The sequence below is a fragment of the Aeromonas sp. s9 genome (genome assembly GCF_040907765.1).
GTDB classification, from domain to species: Bacteria; Pseudomonadota; Gammaproteobacteria; order Enterobacterales; family Aeromonadaceae; genus Aeromonas; species Aeromonas caviae.
On record NZ_JBFOCK010000101.1, the window covers coordinates 2,501 to 26,164 of the forward strand.

Here is a 23,664-nt window from a genome sequence, read left to right on the forward strand (position 1 = left end):
TCGTGTTGACCCTGCTCAATACCGCTTGCTGGCGGTGGCATGCCGAATGGCCATTGGTAGAACATATCCTGCTTGCAACCGTGCTCCTCTTCACGACCCTGATTGCCGTCATGGGAGGACGTGTCATTCCCTTCTTCACCGCCAGAGCCACTGGGGCGGAAAAAGCACTCCCACTGCCGTGGCTGGAGCGCATTGCCCTCGCGTCTCTGTGGCTCATCCTGCTGCTCTGGTTAGTACTCCCGACCCAGTGGGTCATCGGCATCCAGATGTTCCCTCTATATATAGTGGCGGCAGGGGCTCACCTCTACAGGCAGCTGCGCTGGCGACCCGGAACCACGGTGGCCCAGCCCCTGCTGTGGTCGCTTCACCTGGCATACCTCTTTATCCCACTGGGGCTGACCGCCCTGGCGGCACGCACGGCTGGCTGGCCGATTGCCTTGTCACTGGCCAGCCATCTGTTCAGCGCGGGCAGCATGGGGGCCATGATCCTCGGGATGATAGCCCGTGTATCCCTCGGACACAGTGGCAGAGCCCTGCAGATAGGACGCAGGATCACGGCGGCATTTGCACTGGTCATCCTGTCCGCACTGTTGCGGGTCTTGCTCCCCCTCTTTTGGCCAGACCTCACCCTCACGGGATGGAACCTCAGCGGATGGAGCTGGGTTGCCGCCTACGGTCTCTTTGTCTGGGTCTATACCCCCATACTGACCAGTCCCAGAGCGGATGGCCGCCCCGGCTAGTCATCGCGTGGCCATGGCCGGATAGTGGATCAGATTGTGGAAGATGGCGGGAGCGACCCCAAGATTGCGATAGCCATGGGGACGATCCGCTGCAAACCGGACGGCCTCACCCTGATCGAGGGAACGCCACGCCCCGTCCACCAGCACCTCCATCACACCGCTGATGACGATGACATGTTCGGTCACCCCGGGTTCATGGGGTTCTGACTCCCGCTGGTAGCCAGGTAGCAGGGTCAGTTCGAACAACTCGAAACCAAAGCGGGCCTCATAGGGGAAAAGCGGGGCAACCTGCATCCCCTCTCCCGCCGGCTGCTGTCGAATATCATCGGCAATACGGTATACCGTCTCTCCCTGCGCCTCTGGTGTCGGCTCAATGAAACTGGAGAAAGAGACCCGAAAACCGGTGGCAATCTTCCACAATGTTGCCACCGTCGGACTGGATTCACCTCGCTCGATCTGTCCCAGCATGGCCTTGCTCACCCCCGTTTCACGGGCGGCCATATCCAGGCTCCATCCTCTTTCAGTGCGCAGCCCTTTCAATCGCTGGGCCAGATAGCGACTCATCTCCTGCATCTGTTCTCCGATTTCTTCGAGCCATATTGTGCGCCATAACGCACAGCGTTATAGTCAAAACCACATTGTACGCAATAGCGCACAAGCTATCAGCATCCACAAGGAAGTTTCCCATGCCCCTAGCCCTCCCCCACATGGTCGCGGGACTCATCGCCGTATTGGTGGGTTACACGAGTTCTGTCGTCTTGATCATCCAGGCCGCCACGGCCGCCGGTGCCAATGCAGCCCAGGTCTCTTCCTGGTTATGGACACTGGGTATCGGCATGGGGGTCAGCTGCATCGGCCTCTCCCTCTATTACCGGATGCCTGTCTTGACGGCCTGGTCCACCCCGGGTGCCGCCCTGCTCATCACCAGCCTGGGGAACTTCAGTCTGGCTGAAGCCATCGGCGCCTTCATCATCTCTTCACTGCTGATCACTCTCTGCGGTATCAGCGGCTGGTTCGACAGGCTGATGCGTCACATTCCCGCCCCCCTGGCGGCCGCCATGCTGGCCGGAGTCTTGCTCAGGTTCGGGCTGGATCTCTTCAAGGTGGCACCGCAAGATCCTCTGCTGCTTGGCACCTTGCTACTGGCTTTCTTGCTGGGTCGCCACCTCTGGCCCCGCTACACCATGGTGCTGGTCCTGGCGGCCGGCATGCTGCTCTGCACCCTGAGGGGCGAGCTGCAACTCAACGAGGTTCACTGGCAACTTTCCACCCCGGTCTGGATCTCGCCAGCCTTTTCCATCGACGCCCTGCTCGGCATCGCACTCCCGCTCTTTCTCGTTACCATGACCTCGCAAAACATGCCGGGCATTGCCATCCTGCGCGCCCACGGCTATCAACCGGCCACTTCTTCCCTGATTGGCTGGACCGGATTCATCGGCGTGCTGCTGGCACCGTTTGGCGGCTATGCCTTCAACCTGGCCGCCATCACTGCCGCCATCTGCATGGGCAAGGAAGTGGATCACGATGTCACTCGACGCTGGCCTGCTGCCGTGTGGGCTGGATGTTTCTACCTGCTCACAGGCTGTTTCGGTGCCACCGTGGTTGCCCTGTTCAGCGCATTCCCTGCGGTGCTGGTCACCTGCGTGGCCGGGCTGGCGCTGCTCGGCACCATAGGCAGCAGCTTGCACAGCGCCTTGCAGCAGGACGAGGAGCGGGAAGCCGCGCTACTGACTTTCCTTGTGACTGCCTCGGGGATCACCCTGCTCGGGGTCGGGTCTGCCTGCTGGGGATTGCTGATCGGAGTGACATTGCATCAAGTCAACCGGCTCCGCGCCTGACCTGACCATCTGGGGAGACTCCAGTGAGACGCAGCACATAATCCTGAGAAGAGCGTTCACATATGAACCTTATTCCTTTCTAGTGACAAAACGGCGCAGATCCTTCCCGACAAGCGCCGTTGTCAGACTCAATACTGGAGAACGAAGATGAGGAATCAGGCTGTCATTTTGTTACTGGCACTGCTGGGCGCCACCACGACCCAGGCTGCCGACACCGATCGGGAGCTGGCACGCCAGCTCGCGCTGCAGCAGAAGAACCTGCTGCCGCTCCTGAACAATCAGGAATACCAGAGTCCACTGCCCAACCTGCTGCAAAAGGCCAGCCCGCGCCTGAAGCGCCAGGCTCGGGATGCCAACCAGGCGGCCATCAGTCGGCAAGGGCTGGATGGCGAGGTCAGGGAACTGATGCAACTGCGGCTGGCCAATCCGGACCAGGCGAATGCACTGCAACAAGGGGTTGAGCCACTGGTTGCCTACATACCAAGTGGTGACGAAAAGAGCTGGAGCGCCATCGAGGCGTTCGACAGCGCCGGCAGCCCGATCTATCTCGATGTGAACCAGCCGCCGGCGCGGCCGGTACTGGTGGTGGAGGCCGATCCGGTCAAAGCCAAGAATGCCGGCCTGAAGGTGATGCGAAAGGCGCTGGCTGCCGCCGACATGCAGGTGACGCCCCGTGCCACCAGCAACACCACGCCCCTCAAGACCAGCATTCTCAAGAAGATCAGGCTCAACGATGATCAGGAGCCCTGGCTGCTGGGCGCCGCCGAGGTCTATGCCGTCGTGGCCGGGGTCAATCCTGGCAGGGACGAGCCCGTGGTGGATATCGTCGACATGCCCTATCTCGACTACGACAACACCGACTACACCCCCAACCAGATCCTGGTCTATTGGGATCGCTACCGCTGGGGAGCCGTCGACGTGGTCATGATGGAGCAGGATGACAACGTCAATTACAAGGAGCTGAGTGCCCTCCTGATTGACGCACTCAAACTCGGCTTCACTGCGGGCGGCGTACCCGAGGCCCTGCCCTTCCTCGACCTCGGCGGTCGTATCGTCAAGGCACTTCCGGACTCCTGGATGACCAACAACGACGACTACCTCGACACCTTCTATACCCTGGAGCAGGAGCAGAGCTATCACCAGTATCCCGGTGCCGCCGGCAATGCAGTCATCGATCTCGAGCCCAGGGAGATCCAGCCAACCCGGCCCTGACTGTCGCCCAAAACAAAAAGCCAATGAGAAGACTCATTGGCTTTTCTGTATCAGAGCCGCGGATCAGGCCTGACCTTTCGGCCTCACACCCAGTGTGTGACAGATGGCGTAGGTCAGCTCTGAGCGGTTCAGGGTATAGAAGTGGAAATCCTTCACCCCTTCCTGACTCAGCACACGCACCTGGTCGATGGCAATGCTGGCTCCCACCATGTTGCGCGTCATCTGATCGTTTTCCAGCCCTTCGAAACGCTGGTGCATCCAGCGCGGGATCTTCACGTTGGTGAAACCGGCAAACTTGGCCAGGGTCTGGTAGTTGGAGACCGGCAGTATCCCCGGCACGATCTCCGCATCGATACCGATGGCGGCGCAGCGATCCCGAAAACGCAGATAGGTCTCCACATCGAAGAAGAACTGGGTAATGGCCCGGTTGGCACCGGCATCTATCTTGCGCTTGAGGTTGAGCAGGTCGGATTGCGCACTGCGAGCCTCGGGGTGGCCTTCCGGATAGGCGGCGACCGAGATGTCGAAATCGGCTTCTGATTTGAGCAGGGCGACCAGGTCGGTGGCATACATGTCAGGCTTGTCGAGACCGGGAGGCAAGTCTCCGCGCAGGGCCACGATATGGCGAATACCGCTGTTCCAGTAGTCACGGGCAATGGTGCGCAGCTCGTCACGGCTGGCGTCGATACAGGTCAGGTGCGGGGCGGCGATGAGGCCGGTACGCTCCTTGATGTCCTTGATCACTTTGTGAGTGCGGTCCCGGGTGCCCGAGTTAGCGCCATAGGTCACAGAGACGAATTTGGGCTCCAGCACCTGCAGGCGCTCGATGGACTGCCAGAGGGTGTTCTCCATCCCTTCGCTGTTGGGCGGGAAAAACTCGAAACTGACCGATATGTCGCCACCCAGATCCGCCAAACTCTGGTTGAGTGCCTCAACCTGACGCGCGCTGTGAAATCCCATCTGCTCTCTCCCTGTCCTGCAACCCATTCCTTCACGCCAAAACGGATGTTTGGACGTCTAAACGTCTTTCTATCTTTATGAGAAAACGGATCAAAGTCAATACCGATTTGTCAGCGACAAGGGGGATTGCCGATTTTTTTATTTTGCAATTCAACCTAAGTAATGAGCGACCCCATCCCAAAATGCTGTCAGGCACGCTATGATGCGGGCGGATCGTCCTGGACGTTCTGAATCTGCGTGTGATTGTTTGGCCGGGTTTCCCGGCCTTTTTTTAACTTCTTTCCCCGCCTGCCGATAAGCAATTCAAGCGTTTGCAGGAGCCCCATCATGGAAGATCACCCCGGTTTTGCCACCGATCTGCTGTTCGATCGCTATCAGGGCGAGGTGACGGATCATGATGCGTTCTGGACCGTGCGCACCCCGGGCTCTCCAGACTACTACTTCGGCAACTACCTGTTGCTGCCCACCCCCCCAAGCGATCGTGACAAGGGCTGGCTCGAGGCCAGTTTCGACAGGCTGATTGGCTGGGATCCCCGTATCCGCCACCGTACCTTCCAGTGGCCCCTCGCCGCAGGCCAGAACAGCCGGGTCGCCGGGTTCGTGGCGGCGGGGTACCAATACATGGAGTGCGTGGTACTGGCGCTGGGTGCAATGGAGTGGCAAGCCCCCACCGGCAGCGACATGGCCCCGGCTCGCCCGTTCACCGCGGCGGACTGGGATCAGTGGCTCGCCTTCGAGCTGGCAGAGCGGGATCCAGCCCATTCGGAGGAGCGCTATCTTCCCTATCTCTTGTCACGCCGCCAGCTCTATCAGGCCATGATCGATGACGGGCTCGGACAGTGGTGGGGGTTATGGCACCAGGATCAACTGGTTGCCAGCTGCGGACTCTTCTTCACCGGCACCCTGGGACGCTTTCAACTGGTGCGCACGCACGTAGAGTGGCGAAACCGGGGGCTCTGTCGTCTGTTGCTGAGCCAGGTCGCACGCCAGGGACTGGCACGGGCCAGTTCGCTCATCATAGTGGCAGACGAGCACTATCACGCCCAGCGGGTCTATCGCGCTCTGGGTTTCGTGCCGGTGGCCCGTATCGGCAGCCTGTGCCGCTGGCCACGGGAATGACAGGTCATCACGCAGATGCAAAACGGGAGGCCAAGGCCTCCCGTTCTTCATGGTGAACCATCAGGGTTGTGCCCCCTCCAGTTCACTGGCGAGCGCCTCCTCCACTTCTACAGGAGGCGCTGGAGCGACGGCTCCGGACACCGGTTCTGACGGAGGCTGGGTCACGCTTGCTCCGGAGGGCGCTTGTCCATCCGGCACTACAGGTGCAGCCGGCTCGGTCCCGATGGCACCCGACACAGGGACGGCAGGCACGCTCGCCTCACACTGACACTCCTGTCCCTTGCCCTGGTTGCCCTGATGGGGGGCATACCACCCTTTCAACCCCTGTTCCAGGCGATCGGCCGCCGCCTTGGGTGCCACGGTTCCCAGCAATACCTGCTGGCTCACCTCGGCCAGTTCATCCCCGAGCTTGGGGGTGCCGCGGGAGAGGATCTGGGTGGCAACCCGGATGGTGGAATCGCACTGATCCCGCCACTCCATCATCTCTCTGGCCGCCGGATTGGTGGCTTCAAAGAAGTGGTTGGAGAGCGAGAAGAAGCCGGGCAGCGAGTTGGTATAGAGCTCGGCAAACTGGGGAGTGGTCAGCCACTGCAGGAAGGTCATGGCGGCCTCCTTGTTCTTGCTGGCCGGATTCATCCCCATACCGATGTCGGTGTGATCGGTGAAGAAACAGCCATCCCCCTGCTTTGCCACGGGCGGGCGCATGACACCGAAGTCCACCTTGCCGGTGAAGGGGGCGATCTCCCAGGATCCCGCTGCATAGAAGGCAGCCTTACCCGAGGTGAACAGCTCGTTGGTGGTGGCGTAGTCGCGGCTCTCGCCCCCCTCCCCCAGGTAGTCACGCCAGCGGGCCAGCTCCTCGAACACCTTGACGTATTGCGGGTTGTTGAAGCGCTCCTGGCCCCCGATCAGCGCCAATCGACCATCCTCCCCCTTCCAGTAGTTGGGGCCTATGTTCTGGAAACCGAGCTCGGAGGCAACCCAGCTCTCCGAGCCGCTCACGGCGAGGGGAACATAGCGACCATCCGCCTTCACCTTGTCCAGGGCCGCGAAGAATGCCTCGCGGGTCTGGGGAACCGTCAGCCCCAGCTCACTGAAAATCTTCTTGTTGTAGAAGAAGCCGTGAATCACCGATGCCATGGGTACGCAGAAAGTCTGGGCGCCACTGTCGGTCTGCCAGGGGGATTGGGCAAAGCTCGGGAAGTTCTCCATCCCCGCCATCTCGCTCAGCTCCACCAGATGGCCCGCCTTGAACAGGGCCAGGGAGTCGTCAAACGGGCGGCAGGTGATGAGATCCCCCGCCTTGCCCGCCTTGAGGCTGGCCCAGAGGGTCGGCATGTACTCGACGTTCTGCACCCCGTTGAATTTCACCTGAATACCCGGGTGGGCGGCCTCGAAAGCAGGAATGATCTTCTGTTCCCACAAGGCCTTGTCATCTATGCGCCAGCTCTCTATCACCAGCCCGCTGGCCATCAGCTGGCCACACAACAGGAGACTCAGGGCCCCGATCCACTTGTTAGCCATAAGTCCTCCTACACCTTGAAATGGGCGATCAATTGCTGCTGCTTGGCGACCAGATCCGCCAGCACCTCACTGCTGCTGGCTGATTCCCGCGCCTCCCGTTCGGTCTCGTAAGCCACATCCGCAATGCCAGCGACATGACGGGCAACCCCCTGACTCACGGAGATCTGTTCCTGGGCGGCATGAGCCACCTGATCCGCCATCGCCTTGATGGCACTCATCCGCTCGGCAATGGATTGCAACGCCTCGTCCATCACCCGGGTCTGGGCCACGCAATCCTGGGTCTGCTCCTGGCTGCGTGCCATCACGGCCACCACGTGTTTGCTGGAACTTTGCAGGTTCTCGATCATGGCCTGGATCTCCTCGGTCGAGGTCTGGGTCCGGTTCGCCAGTGCCCGCACCTCGTCCGCCACCACCGCGAAGCCGCGACCGGCGTCCCCCGCGCGGGCCGCCTCGATGGCCGCGTTCAGCGCCAGCAGGTTGGTCTGCTCGGCGATGCTGCGGATCACGTCGAGGATGCTGCCGATGTTGTCGCTGAATTCCCCCAGCTTGTGGGTGATGCCGACCGCCTCTTCCATGGCTCCCGCCAGTTGTTCGGTGATCTGGCGCGTAGTCGCCACCTGTTTGCGTCCGGCGCGGGCCTCTTCGTCCGCCAGGTCCACCTCACGCTTGGTGCCGTCAGTGGAGCGCGCCACCTCGGTCGCACTCACCTCCAGCTCGGTGATGGCGGCAGCCACCTGATCGGTCTGGCTCTTCTGATCCTGTACCCGTGACATGGCCCGCTCGCTTATCTCGGCGGCGCGGCTCGCCTCGTCCACCAGATGGCGCGAGCCGGCATTGATCTGGGCGAGCAGTTCGCCGGTCTTGTCTGCCAGGGTATTGATCGAGCGGGTCAGGCTGCCGAACTCGCAGCGGCTCTGGTAGTCGATGCGCCGGGTCATGTCACCCGTGGCCATGCGATCCAGCTCCCGATCGATGAGTTGCAGCGGACGCTGGATGCTGCGGGCCGTGGTGTAACCGATGAGGAGCGCGGCGGCTGCGGAGATGGCCGACACGATCAGGATCCAGGCGCTGGCGCTGCTGACGGCGTCATCCGCCCCGACCCGGCTCGCGCTGGCAATGCTGCCCGCCGATTTGGCCATCTCGTCCAGCAGCGCCAGGCTGTTGACCAGACTGGTGTCGAGTTGCTGGTTCAGGGACTGCAGTGAGGCCGCCAGTTGCTGGCCATTGCGCATGGTCGCCAGCAACCCTTTCGGGCCTAGGGCCAGCTCCTGCATCCGATCGAGGTTGACGATGAAACGCTGCCTCACGTCATCGGGCACCTGCACCCGTTCGAGCCGTTTGCGTGCCATCTCGATATCCTTGCCGAGCACCTTCTCCAATTCATTGAGATCGGTCTTGGCATCGGCCCGGCGGATGTTTTTCAGATCCCGGGCAATGCCGGAGGTGATGAGTTCGGCCTTGTTGCGCATGGAGCGTTTGCTCGCGGTCTGCTGCAACAACAGGTCGGCGGCCCACTGGTAGGTATCTTCCAGCCGGATGAACGCCAGCTCCAGTTCATGGCGCCGATCGAGTGCGGCCACCCACTGGCCGTGCTGGGTCAGCACCTGATCCGCCAACCCGTAGAACTCGCGGGTCGCCCCGTCGACCTGGCGGAACCGCTCGCTCGCCTCGGCCACCCCGTCAAACCGGGCCATCTCCTTGCTCTGGGCCAGGAAACGCTCCTGCTGCGCCTTGAACTGGCTGGCCAGTTGCGGCAACTGGGCCGCCTCCTCGCTGGTTCTGTAGGTGAGCACCCAGCGGTTGCTGTCCTGCAGTGCGCCCTTGAGCCCGGCGACCGCGATCACCAGGGGGGTGGCACGATCAGAAACCTGGGAGAGCCCCTCGTTGATCCCCCGGATCTTCAGGATACTGATGAAGCCGAGCAGAACCAGCAACAACAGCATCAGCACGAAGCCGGCGATGATCCGCTGCACAATAGATAAACCCATGGAGGCATCCTCACTCGTTGGGGAAAGGGGTGAATGCCGAGGTTATCGGCAGCGGGGTGCAATGGAATAGCGGTTCGTGACGCGATGGCGGGCCAGATCACAGTTGGCGTGACATGGCAGGCAGAAAAGGGCCCGAACAGAGCCGGGCCAAAGAGACATGCTTGGTTGTCATGGCCGAGCACCGGCCACGTTTGTCATCAGAAGCGGTAGCCGACGCCGAACATGAAGGCCACCGGATCGATGGAGGTGTTGATGGTGCCCACGGCGGTATGCACATCGGTATCGATGTCGATGAGCCAGGCGGAGGCGTTGACGAACCAGCGGTCATTGATCGCCATGTCCAGGCCCACCTGACCCGCCATCCCCCAGGAGGAGTCCACGCTCACATCCGTCCCGGCCAGGGCACCGCGCCCTTCCTCGTCGAAGAAGGTGGTGTAGTTGATACCGGCCCCCACATAGGGGCGCACCTTGCTGTTGGCATCACCGAAGTAGTACTGCGCCATCAGGGTCGGCGGCAGGTGTTTGACCTTGGCGACCTCACCCAGGCCGGCAGTCGACACCGAGTGGGAGAAGGGGGTCGCGGCCAGCAGCTCGACACCCCAGTTGTCCGTCAACATGTAGGAGAGGGTCAGGCCAAGCTGCATGTTGCTGTCGATCTCCAGCTCGCCCGTCCCCAGCACGTTGTCACTGCTGGTCTGGGGAGAGACGAACGCCAGGCCACCACGGACCAGGATGTCACCGGCCTGATGTGCCATGGCGACGGGGGAAGCAAAAGCGGCTGCGATTAACAGAGGAAGGATCTTTTTCATCACATTATTCCTTTTTTGTTTTCTTTCTATGTTGCAAGCCCGAAAACTATAAAAGGATGTGAATGCCGAGTTATTGATTTAGCTCAAACGTTACCAAGAAATAGATAGATGTGTACAGCAGCTTCCAACCATGCTGAGCATCGAGAAAAACATCAAAAATATCAAATAAAAACAATGAAATGGATAGATTTCCCGCCTTACCAACAACAATAAGAAATAATTTCCATATATCTTATTGCGGATAAAAACGACTGAAAACGGTTGTTTCACTCGTCCAACAAGAGTATTTTTGCGGGCCATGTAGCCGGGCTGTAAATAATTCTTTATGAAACCACAAACCAGAAGGGATAAAATAGTAGCCATATTGGCAGCCATCTGGGGCATTGGCTCTTTTCTGTTTATTTTGCTGGGTTTCGTGCTCGGCATGGCCTTGTTGATCCTGACCCATTAGACTGGTTGGTTGGCGTGGGAGGCCTGGCACAACAGCCACTCCCCTTCCGCCAGCTGCTCCGGGCTCAACCTCCACTGTGCCCGCCCCAGCTCGCCGCTGTATCCACGCCAGCGATCCCGGCCCTCCTGTTTCGCCCGGTACAGGGCCATGTCCGCCAGCTTGAAACTCAGACTCCAGAAAGAGTCCTCCAGCTCCGCATGCAGAGGATAATCGCAGAATCCCAGCGAGACGGTCATGCGCAGCGGCAGCTCCTCCCGCCCGAAACGGCAGTCGGCGATCTTGCGGCGCAGGCGCTCGATCCGTTCCGCCACTTGTCCTGGCTCCTCTCTGGCCAGCAACAGCATGAACTCCTCGCCACCCAGCCGGATCAGCGGCTCCTCCTCATCCAGCGTCCCTCGCAGCAGTTCGGCCAGCTGACATAACAGCAGATCGCCGATGTCGTGGCCGAAGCGATCGTTGACCCGTTTGAAGTGATCCAGATCCAGGATCACCAGCACCCAGCCTGCCGCCGGATCCTGGCGGTTCAGCAACCACTCATCGAGATAACGGCGGTTGAAGGCATGAGTCAGTGGATCCGTATAGGCGGCGACCTCCATGCGGGAGGAGTGGGCCTGCAGGGCACTGTGATGCAGGTTGATCCTGGCCGCCATCTCGCGGAACTTGCGGCTGAGCAGCGCCATCTCCTGGCTGCTGTCGATGATGGGCAGCACGCTCGCATCCTGCTTTTCGGTAAACTGGTGCAGCGCCCCCACCAGCTCGCCGATCGGCCCCAGCACGATGGCCCGCAGCCGGGCCAGAGCCATCAGAATGCAGGCGAAGCTTATCAGCAGCATGCCGATGAAGGTCCAGATCGCCCCCTCCATCGCCCCCAGCAACACGTCCCGCTCCTCGTCCACGATCAGGGTCAATACAGGCTCGCCGTCGTTGTCGAGCAGCAACCCCTCCCCTCTGACCTGCTGCAACCCGAGATCGACCAGCCGGTAGCTCATGTGCGGTCCGAGCGGTTTGAAGGAGCCAAGATGCTCGCGCGTTCTTGGCTGGGCTATGGTCAGCGTGAGCGCGGTCCGTTCCCCCAGATCCTGCAGATAGCGCTTGTCCAGCCAGCGAGTCGCCAGCAGATAGCCGTTGGGTTTGACGCTGCCGAGGGTATCTGTCACCGGCTGCAGCGAAAAGATGAGCGGTCCCCACTGTGAGCGCCTGACGCCACTCAGGCTGCTGATGCCCGCCTGCCGTGACTCGCGCAGCAGCTGCAGCTTGAGATCGTCCAGAAAGGAGGGCAACAGGGTGGTATCCGTGTCCGGCGCGTCTGGCAACAGGGTGCGGGTCCAGATCTCCGAACCCTGCAAATCCATGTAACTCAACACGTTGAGTTCAAAGTCCCGCATCGGGGTGTCGACCAGCAGATTGGAGTTGATGTAGGCCTGGTTGGGGTGGGCCAGAAAATGGTAGCTCTGATCCCAGATCCCCCAGTCCCGGGTAAAAGCATTCATGGCGCCGATGTCGTTCTGCACCGCCCTGATCACCCGCTGCAGGTGCTCCTCCATCCGCCGCTCCTCGACCCGCTGCGCCGCCGGCACCTGGGCCAGTGCGATCACGATGAGCAGCATCAGGATGGCTCCGGCCCAGACCGGAAACATGGAGTAGGCCAGCAGATGGTCGATGGAGCGGGACGGTTGAGCCATGGGCGCCAATATCCTTTGAATGGCAATGCGAAGCGGGAAGGGTCTTGCCCCAAGTATGGAGGATAGGCCCGCCGAGAGGTCACTGAATTACCACAATAAAAACAAGGGGTCCAGGGCCCCTTGTCGCAATTATTGAACGCTTTATCTGGCCAGCAGAGGTGCCAGGAAGCGGGCCGTATGAGAATCCTCGCAACGACTGATCTGTTCCGGCGTCCCCGTTACCAGGATGCGGCCACCACCGGCGCCCCCCTCAGGCCCCAGATCGACGATCCAGTCGGCGGTTTTGATGACGTCCAGGTTGTGCTCGATGATGACGATGGTGTTGCCCCGATCCCGCAGTTGGTGCAGTACCTTGAGCAACTGCTGGATATCGTGGAAGTGCAGCCCCGTGGTCGGTTCGTCCAGGATGTAGAGGGTCTGGCCGGTGTCCCGCTTGGAGAGCTCCCGCGCCAGCTTGACCCGCTGCGCCTCGCCGCCAGAGAGCGTGGTGGCGGACTGACCGAGCCGGATGTAGGAGAGGCCCACGTCCATCAGGGTCTGCAGCTTGCGCGCCACCGCTGGCACCGGATCGAAGAAGGCACGGGCATCTTCCACCGTCATCTCGAGGATTTCGTGGATGTTCTTGCCCTTGTACTTCACCTCCAGGGTCTCGCGGTTGTAGCGCTTGCCCTTGCAGACGTCGCACGGCACGTAGACGTCCGGCAGGAAGTGCATCTCCACCTTGATGACCCCGTCCCCCTGGCACGCCTCGCAGCGCCCACCCTTCACGTTGAAGGAGAAGCGGCCCGGCTGGTAGCCACGGGAACGCGCCTCCTGGGTGCCGGAGAGCAGCTCGCGGATCGGGGTGAACAGGCCGGTGTAGGTGGCCGGGTTGGAGCGCGGGGTGCGGCCGATGGGGCTCTGGTCGATATCCACCACCTTGTCCAGATGCTCCAGCCCCTCGACGCTGCGATAGGGAGCCGGGGTGGACTCGGTGGCCTTGTTCAGCTCGCGGTGGGCGATGCGGAACAGGGTGTCGTTGATCAGGGTCGACTTGCCGGAACCGGAGACGCCGGTGACGCAGGTCATCACTCCGATGGGCAGATCCAGGTTGACGTTGCGCAGGTTGTTGCCGCTAGCCCCTTTCAATTTCAGCCACTTGCCGGTGAGCGGGGTGCGCTCGGCCGGGATGGCGATCTGCTTGCGCCCGGAGAGGTAGTCACCGGTCAGGGATTCGGGGTTCGCAATGATCTCCTCCGGCGTCCCCTGGGCGACGATGGCCCCGCCGTGCACGCCAGCCCCCGGGCCGATGTCGAGCACATGGTCGGCGAGGCGAATGGCATCCTCATCGTGCTCCACCACGATCACGGTGTTGCCGAGATCACGCAGGTGGGTCAGGGTCTTGAGCAGCCGCTCGTTGTCCCGCTGATGCAGACCGATGGAGGGCTCGTCCAGCACGTACATGACCCCCACCAGGCCAGCCCCGATCTGGCTGGCCAGCCGGATCCGCTGCGCCTCGCCACCGGAGAGGGTCTCTGCACTGCGCGACAGGCTCAGATAGTTGAGGCCGACGTTCACCAGGAAGCCGAGCCGCTCGACGATCTCCTTGAGGATCTTGTCCGCTATCTGGGCACGCTGACCGGACAGGTTCAACCCTTCGAAGAAGGCCAGGGCATCACCGATGGACTGCTCGGCGATGGCGGGCAGGTTGCGATTGTCCACGAAAACGTGGCGGGCTTCTTCCCGCAGTCGGCTGCCACCGCAACTGGTACAGGACTTGTTGGCAATGTATTTGGCCAGCTCTTCCCGCACCGCGTTGGATTCGGTCTCCCGGTAACGGCGCTCCATGTTGTGCAGAATCCCCTCGAACGGGTGCTTGCGCACCACCACGTCGCCGCGGTCATTCATGTAGCGGAACTCGATCTCGGTGCGCCCGGAGCCGCGCAGGATCACCTCCTGGGTCTTGAGCGGCAGATCCTCCCAGGGGCTCTCCAGGTCGAACTTGTAGTGATCGGCCAGGGATTTGAGCATCTGGAAGTAGTAGAAGCTGCGCTTGTCCCAACCACGGATGGCGCCGCCGGCCAGGCTCTGGCCGGGATCATGGATGAGCTTGGCGGGATCGAAATACTGCTGCACACCGAGACCGTCACAGGTGGGGCAGGCCCCCGCCGGGTTGTTGAAGGAGAAGATCCGGGGCTCCAGCTCCGACATGGAGTAACCGCACTCGGGGCAGGCGAAGTTGGCGGAGAAGGTCATGGGGGCAACCCCATCCTCCCCGTCCATCGGCACCACCAGCACGATGCCGCCGGAGAGAGTCAGCGCCGTTTCGAACGATTCGGCCAGGCGCAGGGCCAGGTCATCGCGCACCTTGAAGCGATCCACCACCACCTCGATGGTGTGCTTCTTGTGCAGCTCCAGGGCGGGAGGATCCGACAGATCGCACACTTCGCCGTCGATGCGGGCGCGGATGTAACCCTGGGCCGCCAGGTTCTCCAGCAGCTTGGTGTGCTCCCCCTTGCGGTTGCGCACCACGGGGGCCAGCAGCATCAGCTTGGCGCCTTCGGGCTGGGCCAGCACCTGATCCACCATCTGGCTGATGGTCTGGGCCGCGAGCGGAATGGCGTGGGTCGGGCAGCGTGGCTCCCCGACCCGGGCGAACAGCAGCCGCAGGTAGTCGTAAATCTCGGTGATGGTGCCGACGGTCGAGCGCGGGTTGTGGGAGGTGGACTTCTGCTCGATGGAGATGGCAGGCGACAGCCCCTCGATGTGGTCCACGTCCGGCTTCTCCATCAGGGAGAGGAACTGGCGGGCATAGGCGGAGAGGGACTCCACATAGCGGCGCTGCCCCTCGGCATAGAGGGTATCGAACGCCAGGGAGGATTTGCCCGAACCGGACAAGCCGGTGACCACGATCAGCTTGTCACGTGGCAGGATCAGGTTGATGTTCTTGAGGTTGTGGGTGCGGGCACCCCGGATCACGATTTTTTCCATCTTGTTGCGCGCTCGATACGGGAACCAGAGCGGGCCAGTATGGCATAGAGACTACTGGATGAATAGACAGTCTTTCCTTCCGTGCCCCTTCCTCAGAGATACTCCTTGGCCCAGCTCACCGCCTGCAACCGGTTCTTGACGTTCAGCTTCTTGAAGACGTTGTAGAGATGGGATTTGACGGTGTGTTCACTCACGAACAGGCTGTCGGCGATCTCGGTGTTGGAGGCCCCCGTCATCAGGTGACGCACGATCTCCTGCTCGCGGGCGGTCAGCAGCGTCTGCTGACGCTGAGGTTGCCCGCTCCCCTTGCGGTAGTAGTCCACCAGGTCGCACAGCAGGTGGCGCGGGATCCAGTACTCCCCCTGCAACACCTTGCGGATGCCGAAGACCAACCTGTCCAGCGTGTCCTGACGAAAGAAGAGCCCGCTGGTATGGGGCCACATCAGCAGCAGCTCTTTGTTGGTGCTGGTCGGGGCATTGAGCAACACGGCACTGGCCTCGCCAAAGCGCTGGCAGATGGCATTGCTCCACAGCTCCTGCTGGGTCGACTTGAGGTAGTCCAGATCGATCAGCAGCAAGGTTTTGGGGGCGCCCTCTGCAACGTCTGGCAGGTCATTCAGCTCCCCCACCAGCAAGATGGGCAGACCAAGCTCTTCACTGAGGTGACGCTGGAAACGGGAGGCTTGTGCGTTATTTTCGGTGATCAGCACCAGGAGGGAGTCGGGCGTCATCAAGAGAACTTCCTTGCACATTCGAGTCGGGGCTTTTTGGCAAGGAAGAGTACCAATCCCCCTCCCGGCTGCAGCATTAAAAAAGTATTAGACGCATCGGTGGCTCCTTTGAAGCCCAGCAATTTTCCAGCCAATACAATTGGCTAGCACGCCCCCCCCATTTGGGGGGTCAAGTAGTGCCGGTGCGCACCATAACAGCTCCGCCCTCTTCACGCAGCCTGCCCCAGCCGCTTCCCCTTGCTGGTGGCACCTTACCTCGGGTAAGTTACTCAGGCTGTGGCGATCCATTGACGCCACAGTGGCAGGGAAGATGTGCGCTCATGCCCGTCAACTGGTACTATGGCGGCCAAACGCTGCGGCCGATCCATGACGCCTCTGCCGGCAAGCTCCGGCGCAGCCAGGACACTGAAGAGAGATGACACCCGTCTAGGGCGCGCATCTCGTTGCAAACAAACGCATTATTGAATGGGCCCAGGCATCTGGCCTGGCCGGTATACATAAGGGTGGAAGAGAGATTATGGCCAGTCGAGGCATCAACAAAGTCATTCTGATCGGTAACCTGGGGCAAGACCCGGAAGTGCGCTACATGCCGAGCGGCGGTGCCGTGACTAACATCACCCTGGCCACCTCCGATACCTGGCGCGACAAGCAGACCGGTGAGCAGAAAGAGCGCACCGAATGGCACCGTGTCGTCTTCATGGGCAAGCTGGCCGAAGTGGCCGGCGAGTACCTGAAGAAGGGCTCCCAGGTCTATGTAGAAGGCAAGCTCCAGACCCGTAAATGGCAGGATCAGAGCGGCCAGGAGCGCTACACCACCGAGGTGCTGGTCGACAGCTTCACCGGTGTGATGCAGATGCTGGGTGGCCGTCCGCAGGGCGGTGGCCAGGGCATGGGCGGCCAGTCATCCCAGGGCAACTGGGGCCAGCCGCAACAGGCTGCACCGCAACAGAACATGCAACGTCCTGCTGCCCCGCAGCAGAACATGCAACCGCAAGGCGGTTACGGCCGTCCGGCCCAGCAGCCGCAATCCGCCCCGCCGGTCTACAACGAACCGCCGATGGATTTCGACGACGATATTCCGTTCTAAATTTCACCATAGAGCAATATTGTAAGGTTTAGTTAAAAATATCCTTATAAAACAACAGTCTTAGATAAGAGCCTGCAAAAATCATTGTGATTTATGTAGGCTTTTTTTATAGTCACATTTGGGTAATTCAACACCATAAATTTTTGTAAGGTTTTGCCATTTATGAGATATCAACTTAGACAATTTGTACATGCATCAGGTGAGCGAATGGCTGTCTTAGTTGATACAGATAGCGGTCATCCATTGCCTTACCCAACCCTGTACTCAACGATACATCATCGAAATAGCGGAGATGCGTATAACACCATAAAAAGTAAACTCAATACCATCAAACTACTGCTCGAGGTTTGTGATTATCTTGATATTCCATTAGAGGAACGCTTTGTTCGTGGTGATTGGCTAAAGCGCGATGAAGTTGAGTTGATCACTGGCTGGCTTAAGAAAAAAAAATCAAATTTAGATGCGGCTATAAAAGCTAAGAATTTTAGCAAAGAAAATATATCCATATTAAAACCATTAAAAACAGAAAAAATTCGTTATGGCGTCAAAATCGATGTTAAAGAATCTATAAACACCAATGGTTACAATAATGTAACTGAAACTGCAAAGTACATTAAATGGCTAGCTGATAGTTTAATTGAATCACATGAATCTGAAAAAATGTATAAATGGCTGATAGCAAAGAGAGGTATAAAGCCAGCTAACAGACAAGAAATGAAAGCAGGAATAGGTGAATTTCAATCACTTGATAAGGATCAGGAAAGTAAAGTTTTAGATACTGTTAGACCAGATTCGTTGAGCAATCCATGGAAAGGAGATGCGGTTAAATATCGTAACCAACTAATTGTAAACTTACTTCTTGACATTGGGTGCCGTAAAGGTGAATCACTTAATATAAAAACTACTGATCTTGTTCAAGGGGTTTCCGGCCCAGAAATAAACATCTGGCGCGACCCTGACAGTAAAAATGACCCTCGATTGAATCAACCGAGAGTTAAAACACTAAGTCGCACAGTGGTAATAAAACCTCAGTTAGCGGACATGTTTGAAAAATATATTATCAGTTATAGAAGTACCGTTAACAGAGCCAATTCTTGCCCTTACTTATTCATTAGCCATCAAAGAGGTTCCAAGAAAGCGGCTCCTATGTCGTTATCCGCATTCAACAAAGTATTTAACGAACTGAGTAATGCTGTTGGTTTTAAAGTAAAACCCCATGGATTAAGACATACCTGGAATGACAGATTTTCAGAACTTATTGAGGAACTCATTGAAGCCGGTCAGATAACCTATGAAGAAGCTGAAGAGCTTAGGTGTTGGGTACAGGGGTGGAAAGAAAACTCAGATTCTGCAAAATCTTATACAAGAGCTTATAGACAGAGAAAAGCCATGCAGATTCTCTTAGACCTACAAAAAACAAGACCTAGAAAATGCGATGCCGCCAATAATGAATGATGATTATTAGTAGGCTCTTGTGAAAACAACAATCAGTAAGGTTGCCACATGGATATTTCAACGTTTAAAAGCGGTCAGTTTACACAACTGAATGAAGTTTCGAAAGCAACGTCCTTTAATGGTTATGAATTCAATATATATGATGACAACTGGGTTCTTAATCGTGAGGTTATAGTACGTGTTGGGCATGCCTTATCTGGTTTTGATAGACATGTAGTTGAGGAAGTCAGAAGCGCCTTGGTTTATTTTGCAGAAACAAAATCTGCACATTACACAGAAAAAATGTGTGAGCATTTAATTCGATATGTCAAGACTACCAATCAAAGTACATTTAATGAAAAAGGTCTATTGGCATTCAAACAGACATTCCCCGATAAAAATGATCATGATAAGCCATCCACTCTTCGTGCATTTATTAGGCAGTCAAAGTTTTGGGGATTCAACGTTATCGACGAAGATACATTGGCATTGATAAACAAGTGGACCTTTAAAGGACGAGACAAAGGTCTACCTGTCGCTTCATTTGACCCGATTGATGGTCCCTTCTCTGATCTAGAGCATGAGGCCATTATTGCAGGTTTAGATCATGCATATGCTGAAGGCCGAATCTCTGATGAAGAGTACTCAATAGTTCAGCTGTTTTCTGCATCTGGGCGTCGCCCCATTCAAATTGCATCACTCAAAATTAAAGACATAAGCACAGATGTATCACCACTTGGCGAAATATACTATTACCTCAATATTCCACGTGCAAAGCAAATAGGAATGGGATTTCGCTCATCTTTTAGAAGGGCTGCATTTATTGAAAGCATCGGGCAGGTGCTTATACAACATAGGCGAAATGTTATTTTCGATGCAGAGTATCTTGTTGGGCGTGAATTGACTGCTGAGGAAAGGCTGGAACTTCCACTGTTTCCCATGGGATTCGGCGACGTAAAAAAAATCCAAGAGCGAGTGGGTGATTATTATCCTTTTCTTGAATACAAACACTTAGTAAATATTCGTGATATTGATGATACTGAACTATTATCTATCCTTCAAAATACTGATATGTTTCACTGTACATCGGCTTATTTAACCGCAGTATTGAAGTTCACAATAGACAAGCTTGACATAACCTCCGAGCGCACAGGTAAAAGACTTTATACGAATGCATATCGCTTCAGATATACACTTGGCACAAGAGCAGCTAGAGAACATTGTGGTTTAATAACGGTTGCCACCCTTCTCGATCACTCTGATACACAGCACGCTGAAGTTTACATAAAAAACATACCTGAGTTTGCCCAAAAAATCAGCGATATTATGAACCCTCAACTAATTAAATACGCTAATGCTTTTCGAGGGGAAGTTGTTAAAGATGAAGCGGAAGCACAGTTAAGAAAACCAAATGCTACTCGCATTTCTTGCCGTGAGGTTGGTGAAAATATTGGTTCGTGTGGCACCAACGATCTATGTTTCGATAATGCTCCAGTTGCCTGTTATCTATGCCCCAAATTCCGTCCGTGGCGCCATGCACCGCATCATTTGGTTTTAAGCTGGCTAGTTAATGAACGCGATAGAATCGCAAAAATAACTGATGACCTAACTGTAGCAGCAGTTAATGACCGTGCGATTTATGCTGTGATGCAGGTAATGCTTGAGTGCAATAAAAAGGACGTAGAAAATGTCTGAGATCATTAATTTTAAACCTAAGCATGAATTTGAACACAAGCGTAACCTTGCAGAATTCATCGAGTTGTGTGAATCATATCCTCGCTTACCCCCAATAAAGAGCTCCCAAGATAAATATAACTACAACTCCGCATACTGGTCTGGTGTTGCAAATTTTACAAAGCTAGGTGTAAATTCAAAAAAACGAGGAAGTGAGTTTGAACTTGATAAATCCATAATGCCTTTTGCTAAGGCATATTTCACCTACCAGCAGAGTCATTCGCCAACAAAGTCAAAAAATGAATTGAAAGCACTACGTGTTATTGAACTGGCTATGTTGCGAGCACACGGCTCGGTTGATATAACGCTGGTAAAGCCTACAATTCTTGATAGCGCAGCTCAACTCGCTCGTGAAAATTATTCGCCTCAAGCAGCGTATCATTGTGGTGCTGAGCTTGAGGTTATGAGCAATTTCCTTTGTGAGAGCAAAATAGTTAATAACTTTGTATGGAAGAATCCCGTAAAAAGAGGCGAGGATACCGTTGATAAAATTGGTGAGAAAGGTAAAGAATATCGTGAGAGAAAACTCCCGAATGAAGATGCTTTAATAGCTATTGCTGAAATATTTTCCATCGGAGCTGAGAATCTATCACCTCGAGATATATTTACTACTTCTTGCATTGCGCTTTTAATGGCTGCGCCAGCACGGGGATCAGAACTATTTTACTTAAAATCCGACTGCATTGAGTTAACAAAAGATGAAAAAGGTAAAAACCAACTAGGCCTCCGATGGTTCTCGGGTAAAGGTTTTGGTTACGAAGTTGAATGGGTGCCTGAATGCATGTGGGACGTAGTTAAAGAAGCGGTTGAAAGGTTAAAAAATCTCTCTGCTGGAGCAAGGGCATTTGCTAAATCAGTAGAGGAAAAAACATACTTTCTCCCTTGTCCAACAGATATATCCTTGAATCATAAGCTTACTAGGGAACAGGTAAGCCTTGCCCTCGGACTTGATGTATATCAGTTCGAAGAATATGTAGAAGTGAACGGTGACACCTTTTTAAAAACAGGACTCCAAACAAAGAAAGGCCAAACGTTAAGCAACCAACTTCTTAAAAAGTACGGAATAGCAAGAAACCATTATGAAGTAACAATGGCTGAACTAAATGAAATAGTACGTAATGATATAAAAACCAATGGCTTTCCACATATTCCATTTAAGACAGGCGATGGCATAAAAGTTAAATGGTCTGATGCTCTTTTTTCTCAAATGAGCAATGCTTTCCATAGTATTAAGGGCACAAGTACAACTGAACTTTGGATGCCAACTATTGGCACGATAAATGAGGATTTATCTACAACAGAGAAGAAAACTAAAGATGGTAGTACTATGACAAATCAACTATCGCTGTTTGAACGTCATAACTATCCATCAATGACAGTTCTCAGCCATCAGTTACGCCACATGTTAAATACGATGGCAAAGATAGGGGGTATGTCTGATACGCTTTTAACTCGTTGGTCTGGGCGGGCAGATCCAAAGCAGACACGAGTGTATAATCACCAAACACCTGATCAATTAAATGCGAAATTTCATGCAATTACCAAGGAAGAAAATTCGAAACTAGGCATTGCTGAACTGGTTATTGTCACCCCTGAAACGCTGCAAGAAATAAATGCAGATTCAAATATAACTGCACATGTAACTGAATTTGGTATGTGTATCCATTCATATGTTCTCAACCCTTGCGAGAAACATCGAGATTGCGTGAACTGTGAAGAACAAGTCTGTGAAAAAGGAGACAATGAAAAACTAAAGCGTTTAAAAGAAAAGCTAAAATATGAAGAGATGCTATTAACTGGCGATCAGCAAGCAATGGATGATGGCTCAGTCAATGCTGAGATTTTTCTTAACAAGCGGCTCCTTACAATTGAACGCTGTAAAGCACTTATCGATAGACTGGAAGATGACTCAATCCCTGATGGAGCACTTATTAAACTAGCAATAGATAAAACTTCACGCCTTGATAAAGCACTGGATATCAATGGAAAAAAGCGCCTGCCAAAGCTTGATTCATCTAAAAAAATAACATCGCAAAATGGGACCCCAGAACTAATGAACACTCGGCCAAAAGCTCTTGATAAACTAAAAGCATTTGGAGGGGTAAAACGTGGCTAAGCACTTATCAGAAAAGGATATTTCTAGCATTGTCTTGCTAATTGACGGCTGGCATTTTGACGTAAAACTAACATGGGGAAAGCTCTGTGATCAAATGAGCTCCAGACTTGGTTTAACTCATTCAAGACAAACAATTCAAGGCTATCATAGAATAAAGAAAGCATTTCAAGATAAAAAAAGTGCATTGAAACACGGGGAAGTAAAATCTCCAAAAACACCAGCATCACTTTCTATCGCAGCAAATAAAATTGCAAAACTTGAAGCAGAGAACTCACGTTTAAAAAAGGAAAATGATGAACTATTAAGTCAATTTGTTATCTGGCAATACAATGCATATGCTCATGGAGTATCGATGCCTCAGTTGAACACACCTCTACCGAAGAAGAATGACCGATACTCATAATTAGCTGCTAAAAAACTATTTAATTATTTAAAAGACCTTACGATGTAAGGTCTTCCAAGCTTTATGTAATGAGTGACACTAATGCAACTCTACGTCACCTCATTTTATTTCACAGCATTCAGGAAATAACACCATATTGGATCCGACCAATCAGCTCAATCACGGCTTGGGCACCACTTGCTGTAGTCAATAGATTTATAGGTATTTCACCTCCCAGCCCTTTTGCAGGGCAATGTAACCAAGACATCGCCATAGTAAGATCACCATTGTGTAGTGAGATAACTGCATCAAGTACTTGTATTACACTGTATACCCTAGCCCCTTGCTCAGGAGTTAGAGGGATTTCATTCTTTAGTTTACGGATTATGGTGCTTTTGCTAATGCCAACAAGATGACAGACTGTCTTAATATCAGACCTGACAGACTTAACGAGCCTAATAATAATCTCAGGGGAAATACCTGCAACAATCCATGAATGAACGCTCAATGGGTCGGAAGGAATACCTAGGGACATGATAAGTCGATCACTATAGGGCTGCATTTTACCAGGATCATATGCCAAGTAAGTCATGATTTTATGTTCTCATTGCAAGATATAGTCTTAAAAGTAGCGATAAAAATCTTCAATGGAAAGCACATCGATGCACTCGATGATCCTCCGCAGGCAATCAAGTGTTAGGTATTCTCATAGTGGCAACCAAATCCAAGCCAAGAAGTTGAAAAGCGCTCATGGAGGGAGCGTACTGAACCCAATTCGTACCACAAAGTTCAGGTGTTCCCCATTTTGGGGTCATATCGACTCCTACCAGCACCACAAAGTTCAGGTATTTCCCATAGTGGCTACCTGAACTAACCCGAGAAGTTCA

The 23,664-nt window shown here is 55.1% G+C and carries 18 protein-coding genes (1 of these 18 running past the window's edge); 9 read left to right on the plus strand and 9 right to left on the minus strand.

All coding sequences use genetic code 11. The annotated features are described in order from the left end of the window. Positions 1-740, plus strand: the 3' portion of a protein-coding gene (locus AB5Y54_RS19375) for an NnrS family protein (protein ID WP_201922921.1). The gene continues 457 nt to the left of window position 1, outside the view; 740 of the gene's 1,197 nt are visible here — the last part of the coding sequence; its start codon lies beyond the left edge, outside the window; it ends in the stop codon at positions 738-740. On the opposite strand, the gene AB5Y54_RS19380 is transcribed toward AB5Y54_RS19375, so the two are convergent. Continuing rightward, positions 741-1,313 (minus strand): helix-turn-helix domain-containing protein, encoded by a 573-nt coding sequence (locus tag AB5Y54_RS19380; RefSeq protein ID WP_201902277.1) that lies wholly within the window; start codon positions 1,311-1,313, stop codon positions 741-743. 113 nt (positions 1,314-1,426) lie between these two features. Between AB5Y54_RS19380 and AB5Y54_RS19385 the strand changes: the two genes are divergently transcribed. Both AB5Y54_RS19385 and AB5Y54_RS19390 read left to right on the plus strand, forming a co-directional pair. Further along, the gene (locus tag AB5Y54_RS19385; RefSeq protein WP_368154213.1) at positions 1,427-2,578 is read left to right on the plus strand and encodes a benzoate/H(+) symporter BenE family transporter; all 1,152 of its coding nucleotides are present in this window, start codon (positions 1,427-1,429) and stop codon (positions 2,576-2,578) included. 147 nt (positions 2,579-2,725) lie between these two features. Further along, the gene (locus AB5Y54_RS19390) at positions 2,726-3,790 is read left to right on the plus strand and encodes a DUF3103 family protein (RefSeq protein ID WP_368154214.1); all 1,065 of its coding nucleotides are present in this window, start codon (positions 2,726-2,728) and stop codon (positions 3,788-3,790) included. A gap of 63 nt (positions 3,791-3,853) precedes the next feature. Here the strand turns inward: AB5Y54_RS19390 and metF are convergent, their stop codons facing one another. After that, complete coding sequence (gene metF / locus AB5Y54_RS19395; protein ID WP_010674220.1) at positions 3,854-4,750, minus strand: methylenetetrahydrofolate reductase; 897 nt, start codon at positions 4,748-4,750, stop codon at positions 3,854-3,856. A 327-nt stretch (positions 4,751-5,077) separates the two neighbouring features. Between metF and AB5Y54_RS19400 the strand changes: the two genes are divergently transcribed. Next, positions 5,078-5,869 carry a GNAT family N-acetyltransferase gene (locus AB5Y54_RS19400; RefSeq protein WP_368154215.1) on the plus strand — a complete coding sequence of 264 codons (792 nt, stop codon included), beginning with the start codon at positions 5,078-5,080 and terminating at the stop codon, positions 5,867-5,869. Positions 5,870-5,929: 60 nt separating this feature from the next. On the opposite strand, the gene AB5Y54_RS19405 is transcribed toward AB5Y54_RS19400, so the two are convergent. The 6 genes from AB5Y54_RS19405 to AB5Y54_RS19430 all read right to left on the minus strand — a co-directional run bounded on the left by AB5Y54_RS19405 (position 5,930) and on the right by AB5Y54_RS19430 (position 16,024). Further along, a complete protein-coding gene (locus AB5Y54_RS19405) occupies positions 5,930-7,393 on the minus strand; it encodes an ABC transporter substrate-binding protein (protein ID WP_368154216.1) in 1,464 nt (487 codons plus the stop codon). Between the two features lie 8 nt (positions 7,394-7,401). Beyond that, positions 7,402-9,381, minus strand: coding sequence for a methyl-accepting chemotaxis protein (locus AB5Y54_RS19410; protein WP_039040116.1), 1,980 nt, complete (start codon positions 9,379-9,381; stop codon positions 7,402-7,404). A 197-nt stretch (positions 9,382-9,578) separates the two neighbouring features. After that, entirely contained in the window at positions 9,579-10,190 is a 612-nt protein-coding gene (locus tag AB5Y54_RS19415; protein ID WP_010674216.1) for an OmpW family outer membrane protein, read from the minus strand. Positions 10,191-10,637: 447 nt separating this feature from the next. Then, positions 10,638-12,323 carry a diguanylate cyclase gene (locus tag AB5Y54_RS19420; protein ID WP_201985691.1) on the minus strand — a complete coding sequence of 562 codons (1,686 nt, stop codon included), beginning with the start codon at positions 12,321-12,323 and terminating at the stop codon, positions 10,638-10,640. A gap of 141 nt (positions 12,324-12,464) precedes the next feature. Continuing rightward, entirely contained in the window at positions 12,465-15,293 is a 2,829-nt protein-coding gene (uvrA, locus tag AB5Y54_RS19425) for an excinuclease ABC subunit UvrA (RefSeq protein ID WP_368154217.1), read from the minus strand. Between the two features lie 92 nt (positions 15,294-15,385). Beyond that, positions 15,386-16,024, minus strand: coding sequence for a LuxR C-terminal-related transcriptional regulator (locus AB5Y54_RS19430; RefSeq protein ID WP_010674213.1), 639 nt, complete (start codon positions 16,022-16,024; stop codon positions 15,386-15,388). A 517-nt stretch (positions 16,025-16,541) separates the two neighbouring features. Between AB5Y54_RS19430 and AB5Y54_RS19435 the strand changes: the two genes are divergently transcribed. The 5 genes from AB5Y54_RS19435 to AB5Y54_RS19455 all read left to right on the plus strand — a co-directional run bounded on the left by AB5Y54_RS19435 (position 16,542) and on the right by AB5Y54_RS19455 (position 22,798). Beyond that, on the plus strand, positions 16,542-17,111 hold the full coding sequence (locus AB5Y54_RS19435; protein WP_010674212.1) for a single-stranded DNA-binding protein: 570 nt from the start codon (positions 16,542-16,544) through the stop codon (positions 17,109-17,111). Positions 17,112-17,318: 207 nt separating this feature from the next. Then, positions 17,319-18,566 (plus strand): site-specific integrase, encoded by a 1,248-nt coding sequence (locus AB5Y54_RS19440; RefSeq protein ID WP_202016972.1) that lies wholly within the window; start codon positions 17,319-17,321, stop codon positions 18,564-18,566. A gap of 48 nt (positions 18,567-18,614) precedes the next feature. Then, positions 18,615-20,240, plus strand: a complete 1,626-nt coding sequence (locus AB5Y54_RS19445; protein WP_202016971.1) for a site-specific integrase — start codon at positions 18,615-18,617, stop codon at positions 20,238-20,240. After that, entirely contained in the window at positions 20,233-22,395 is a 2,163-nt protein-coding gene (locus AB5Y54_RS19450) for a hypothetical protein (protein WP_202016970.1), read from the plus strand. The genes AB5Y54_RS19445 and AB5Y54_RS19450 overlap by 8 nt, the downstream gene beginning before the upstream one ends. Next, a complete protein-coding gene (locus AB5Y54_RS19455) occupies positions 22,388-22,798 on the plus strand; it encodes a hypothetical protein (protein WP_053288791.1) in 411 nt (136 codons plus the stop codon). The genes AB5Y54_RS19450 and AB5Y54_RS19455 overlap by 8 nt, the downstream gene beginning before the upstream one ends. A gap of 118 nt (positions 22,799-22,916) precedes the next feature. Here AB5Y54_RS19455 and AB5Y54_RS19460 read toward each other — a convergent pair whose 3' ends face one another. Further along, a complete protein-coding gene (locus tag AB5Y54_RS19460; RefSeq protein WP_053288792.1) occupies positions 22,917-23,369 on the minus strand; it encodes an antitoxin Xre/MbcA/ParS toxin-binding domain-containing protein in 453 nt (150 codons plus the stop codon). Positions 23,370-23,664: the final 295 nt, after the last annotated feature.

Excerpts from the sequence above, each read along its gene's own strand:
- AB5Y54_RS19430 (WP_010674213.1), bottom strand. The coding sequence starts at position 16,024 with ATGACGCCCGACTCCCTCCTGGTGCTGATCACCGAAAATAACGCACAA.
- AB5Y54_RS19400 (WP_368154215.1), top strand. The coding sequence starts at position 5,078 with ATGGAAGATCACCCCGGTTTTGCCACCGATCTGCTGTTCGATCGCTAT.
- AB5Y54_RS19450 (WP_202016970.1), top strand. The coding sequence starts at position 20,233 with ATGTCTGAGATCATTAATTTTAAACCTAAGCATGAATTTGAACACAAG.
- AB5Y54_RS19380 (WP_201902277.1), bottom strand. The coding sequence starts at position 1,313 with ATGCAGGAGATGAGTCGCTATCTGGCCCAGCGATTGAAAGGGCTGCGC.
- AB5Y54_RS19445 (WP_202016971.1), top strand. The coding sequence starts at position 18,615 with ATGGATATTTCAACGTTTAAAAGCGGTCAGTTTACACAACTGAATGAA.
- AB5Y54_RS19390 (WP_368154214.1), top strand. The coding sequence starts at position 2,726 with ATGAGGAATCAGGCTGTCATTTTGTTACTGGCACTGCTGGGCGCCACC.
- AB5Y54_RS19410 (WP_039040116.1), bottom strand. The coding sequence starts at position 9,381 with ATGGGTTTATCTATTGTGCAGCGGATCATCGCCGGCTTCGTGCTGATG.
- AB5Y54_RS19420 (WP_201985691.1), bottom strand. The coding sequence starts at position 12,323 with ATGGCTCAACCGTCCCGCTCCATCGACCATCTGCTGGCCTACTCCATG.
- uvrA (WP_368154217.1), bottom strand. The coding sequence starts at position 15,293 with ATGGAAAAAATCGTGATCCGGGGTGCCCGCACCCACAACCTCAAGAAC.
- AB5Y54_RS19385 (WP_368154213.1), top strand. The coding sequence starts at position 1,427 with ATGCCCCTAGCCCTCCCCCACATGGTCGCGGGACTCATCGCCGTATTG.
- metF (WP_010674220.1), bottom strand. The coding sequence starts at position 4,750 with ATGGGATTTCACAGCGCGCGTCAGGTTGAGGCACTCAACCAGAGTTTG.
- AB5Y54_RS19405 (WP_368154216.1), bottom strand. The coding sequence starts at position 7,393 with ATGGCTAACAAGTGGATCGGGGCCCTGAGTCTCCTGTTGTGTGGCCAG.
- AB5Y54_RS19435 (WP_010674212.1), top strand. The coding sequence starts at position 16,542 with ATGGCCAGTCGAGGCATCAACAAAGTCATTCTGATCGGTAACCTGGGG.
- AB5Y54_RS19415 (WP_010674216.1), bottom strand. The coding sequence starts at position 10,190 with ATGAAAAAGATCCTTCCTCTGTTAATCGCAGCCGCTTTTGCTTCCCCC.
- AB5Y54_RS19460 (WP_053288792.1), bottom strand. The coding sequence starts at position 23,369 with ATGACTTACTTGGCATATGATCCTGGTAAAATGCAGCCCTATAGTGAT.
- AB5Y54_RS19440 (WP_202016972.1), top strand. The coding sequence starts at position 17,319 with ATGGCTGTCTTAGTTGATACAGATAGCGGTCATCCATTGCCTTACCCA.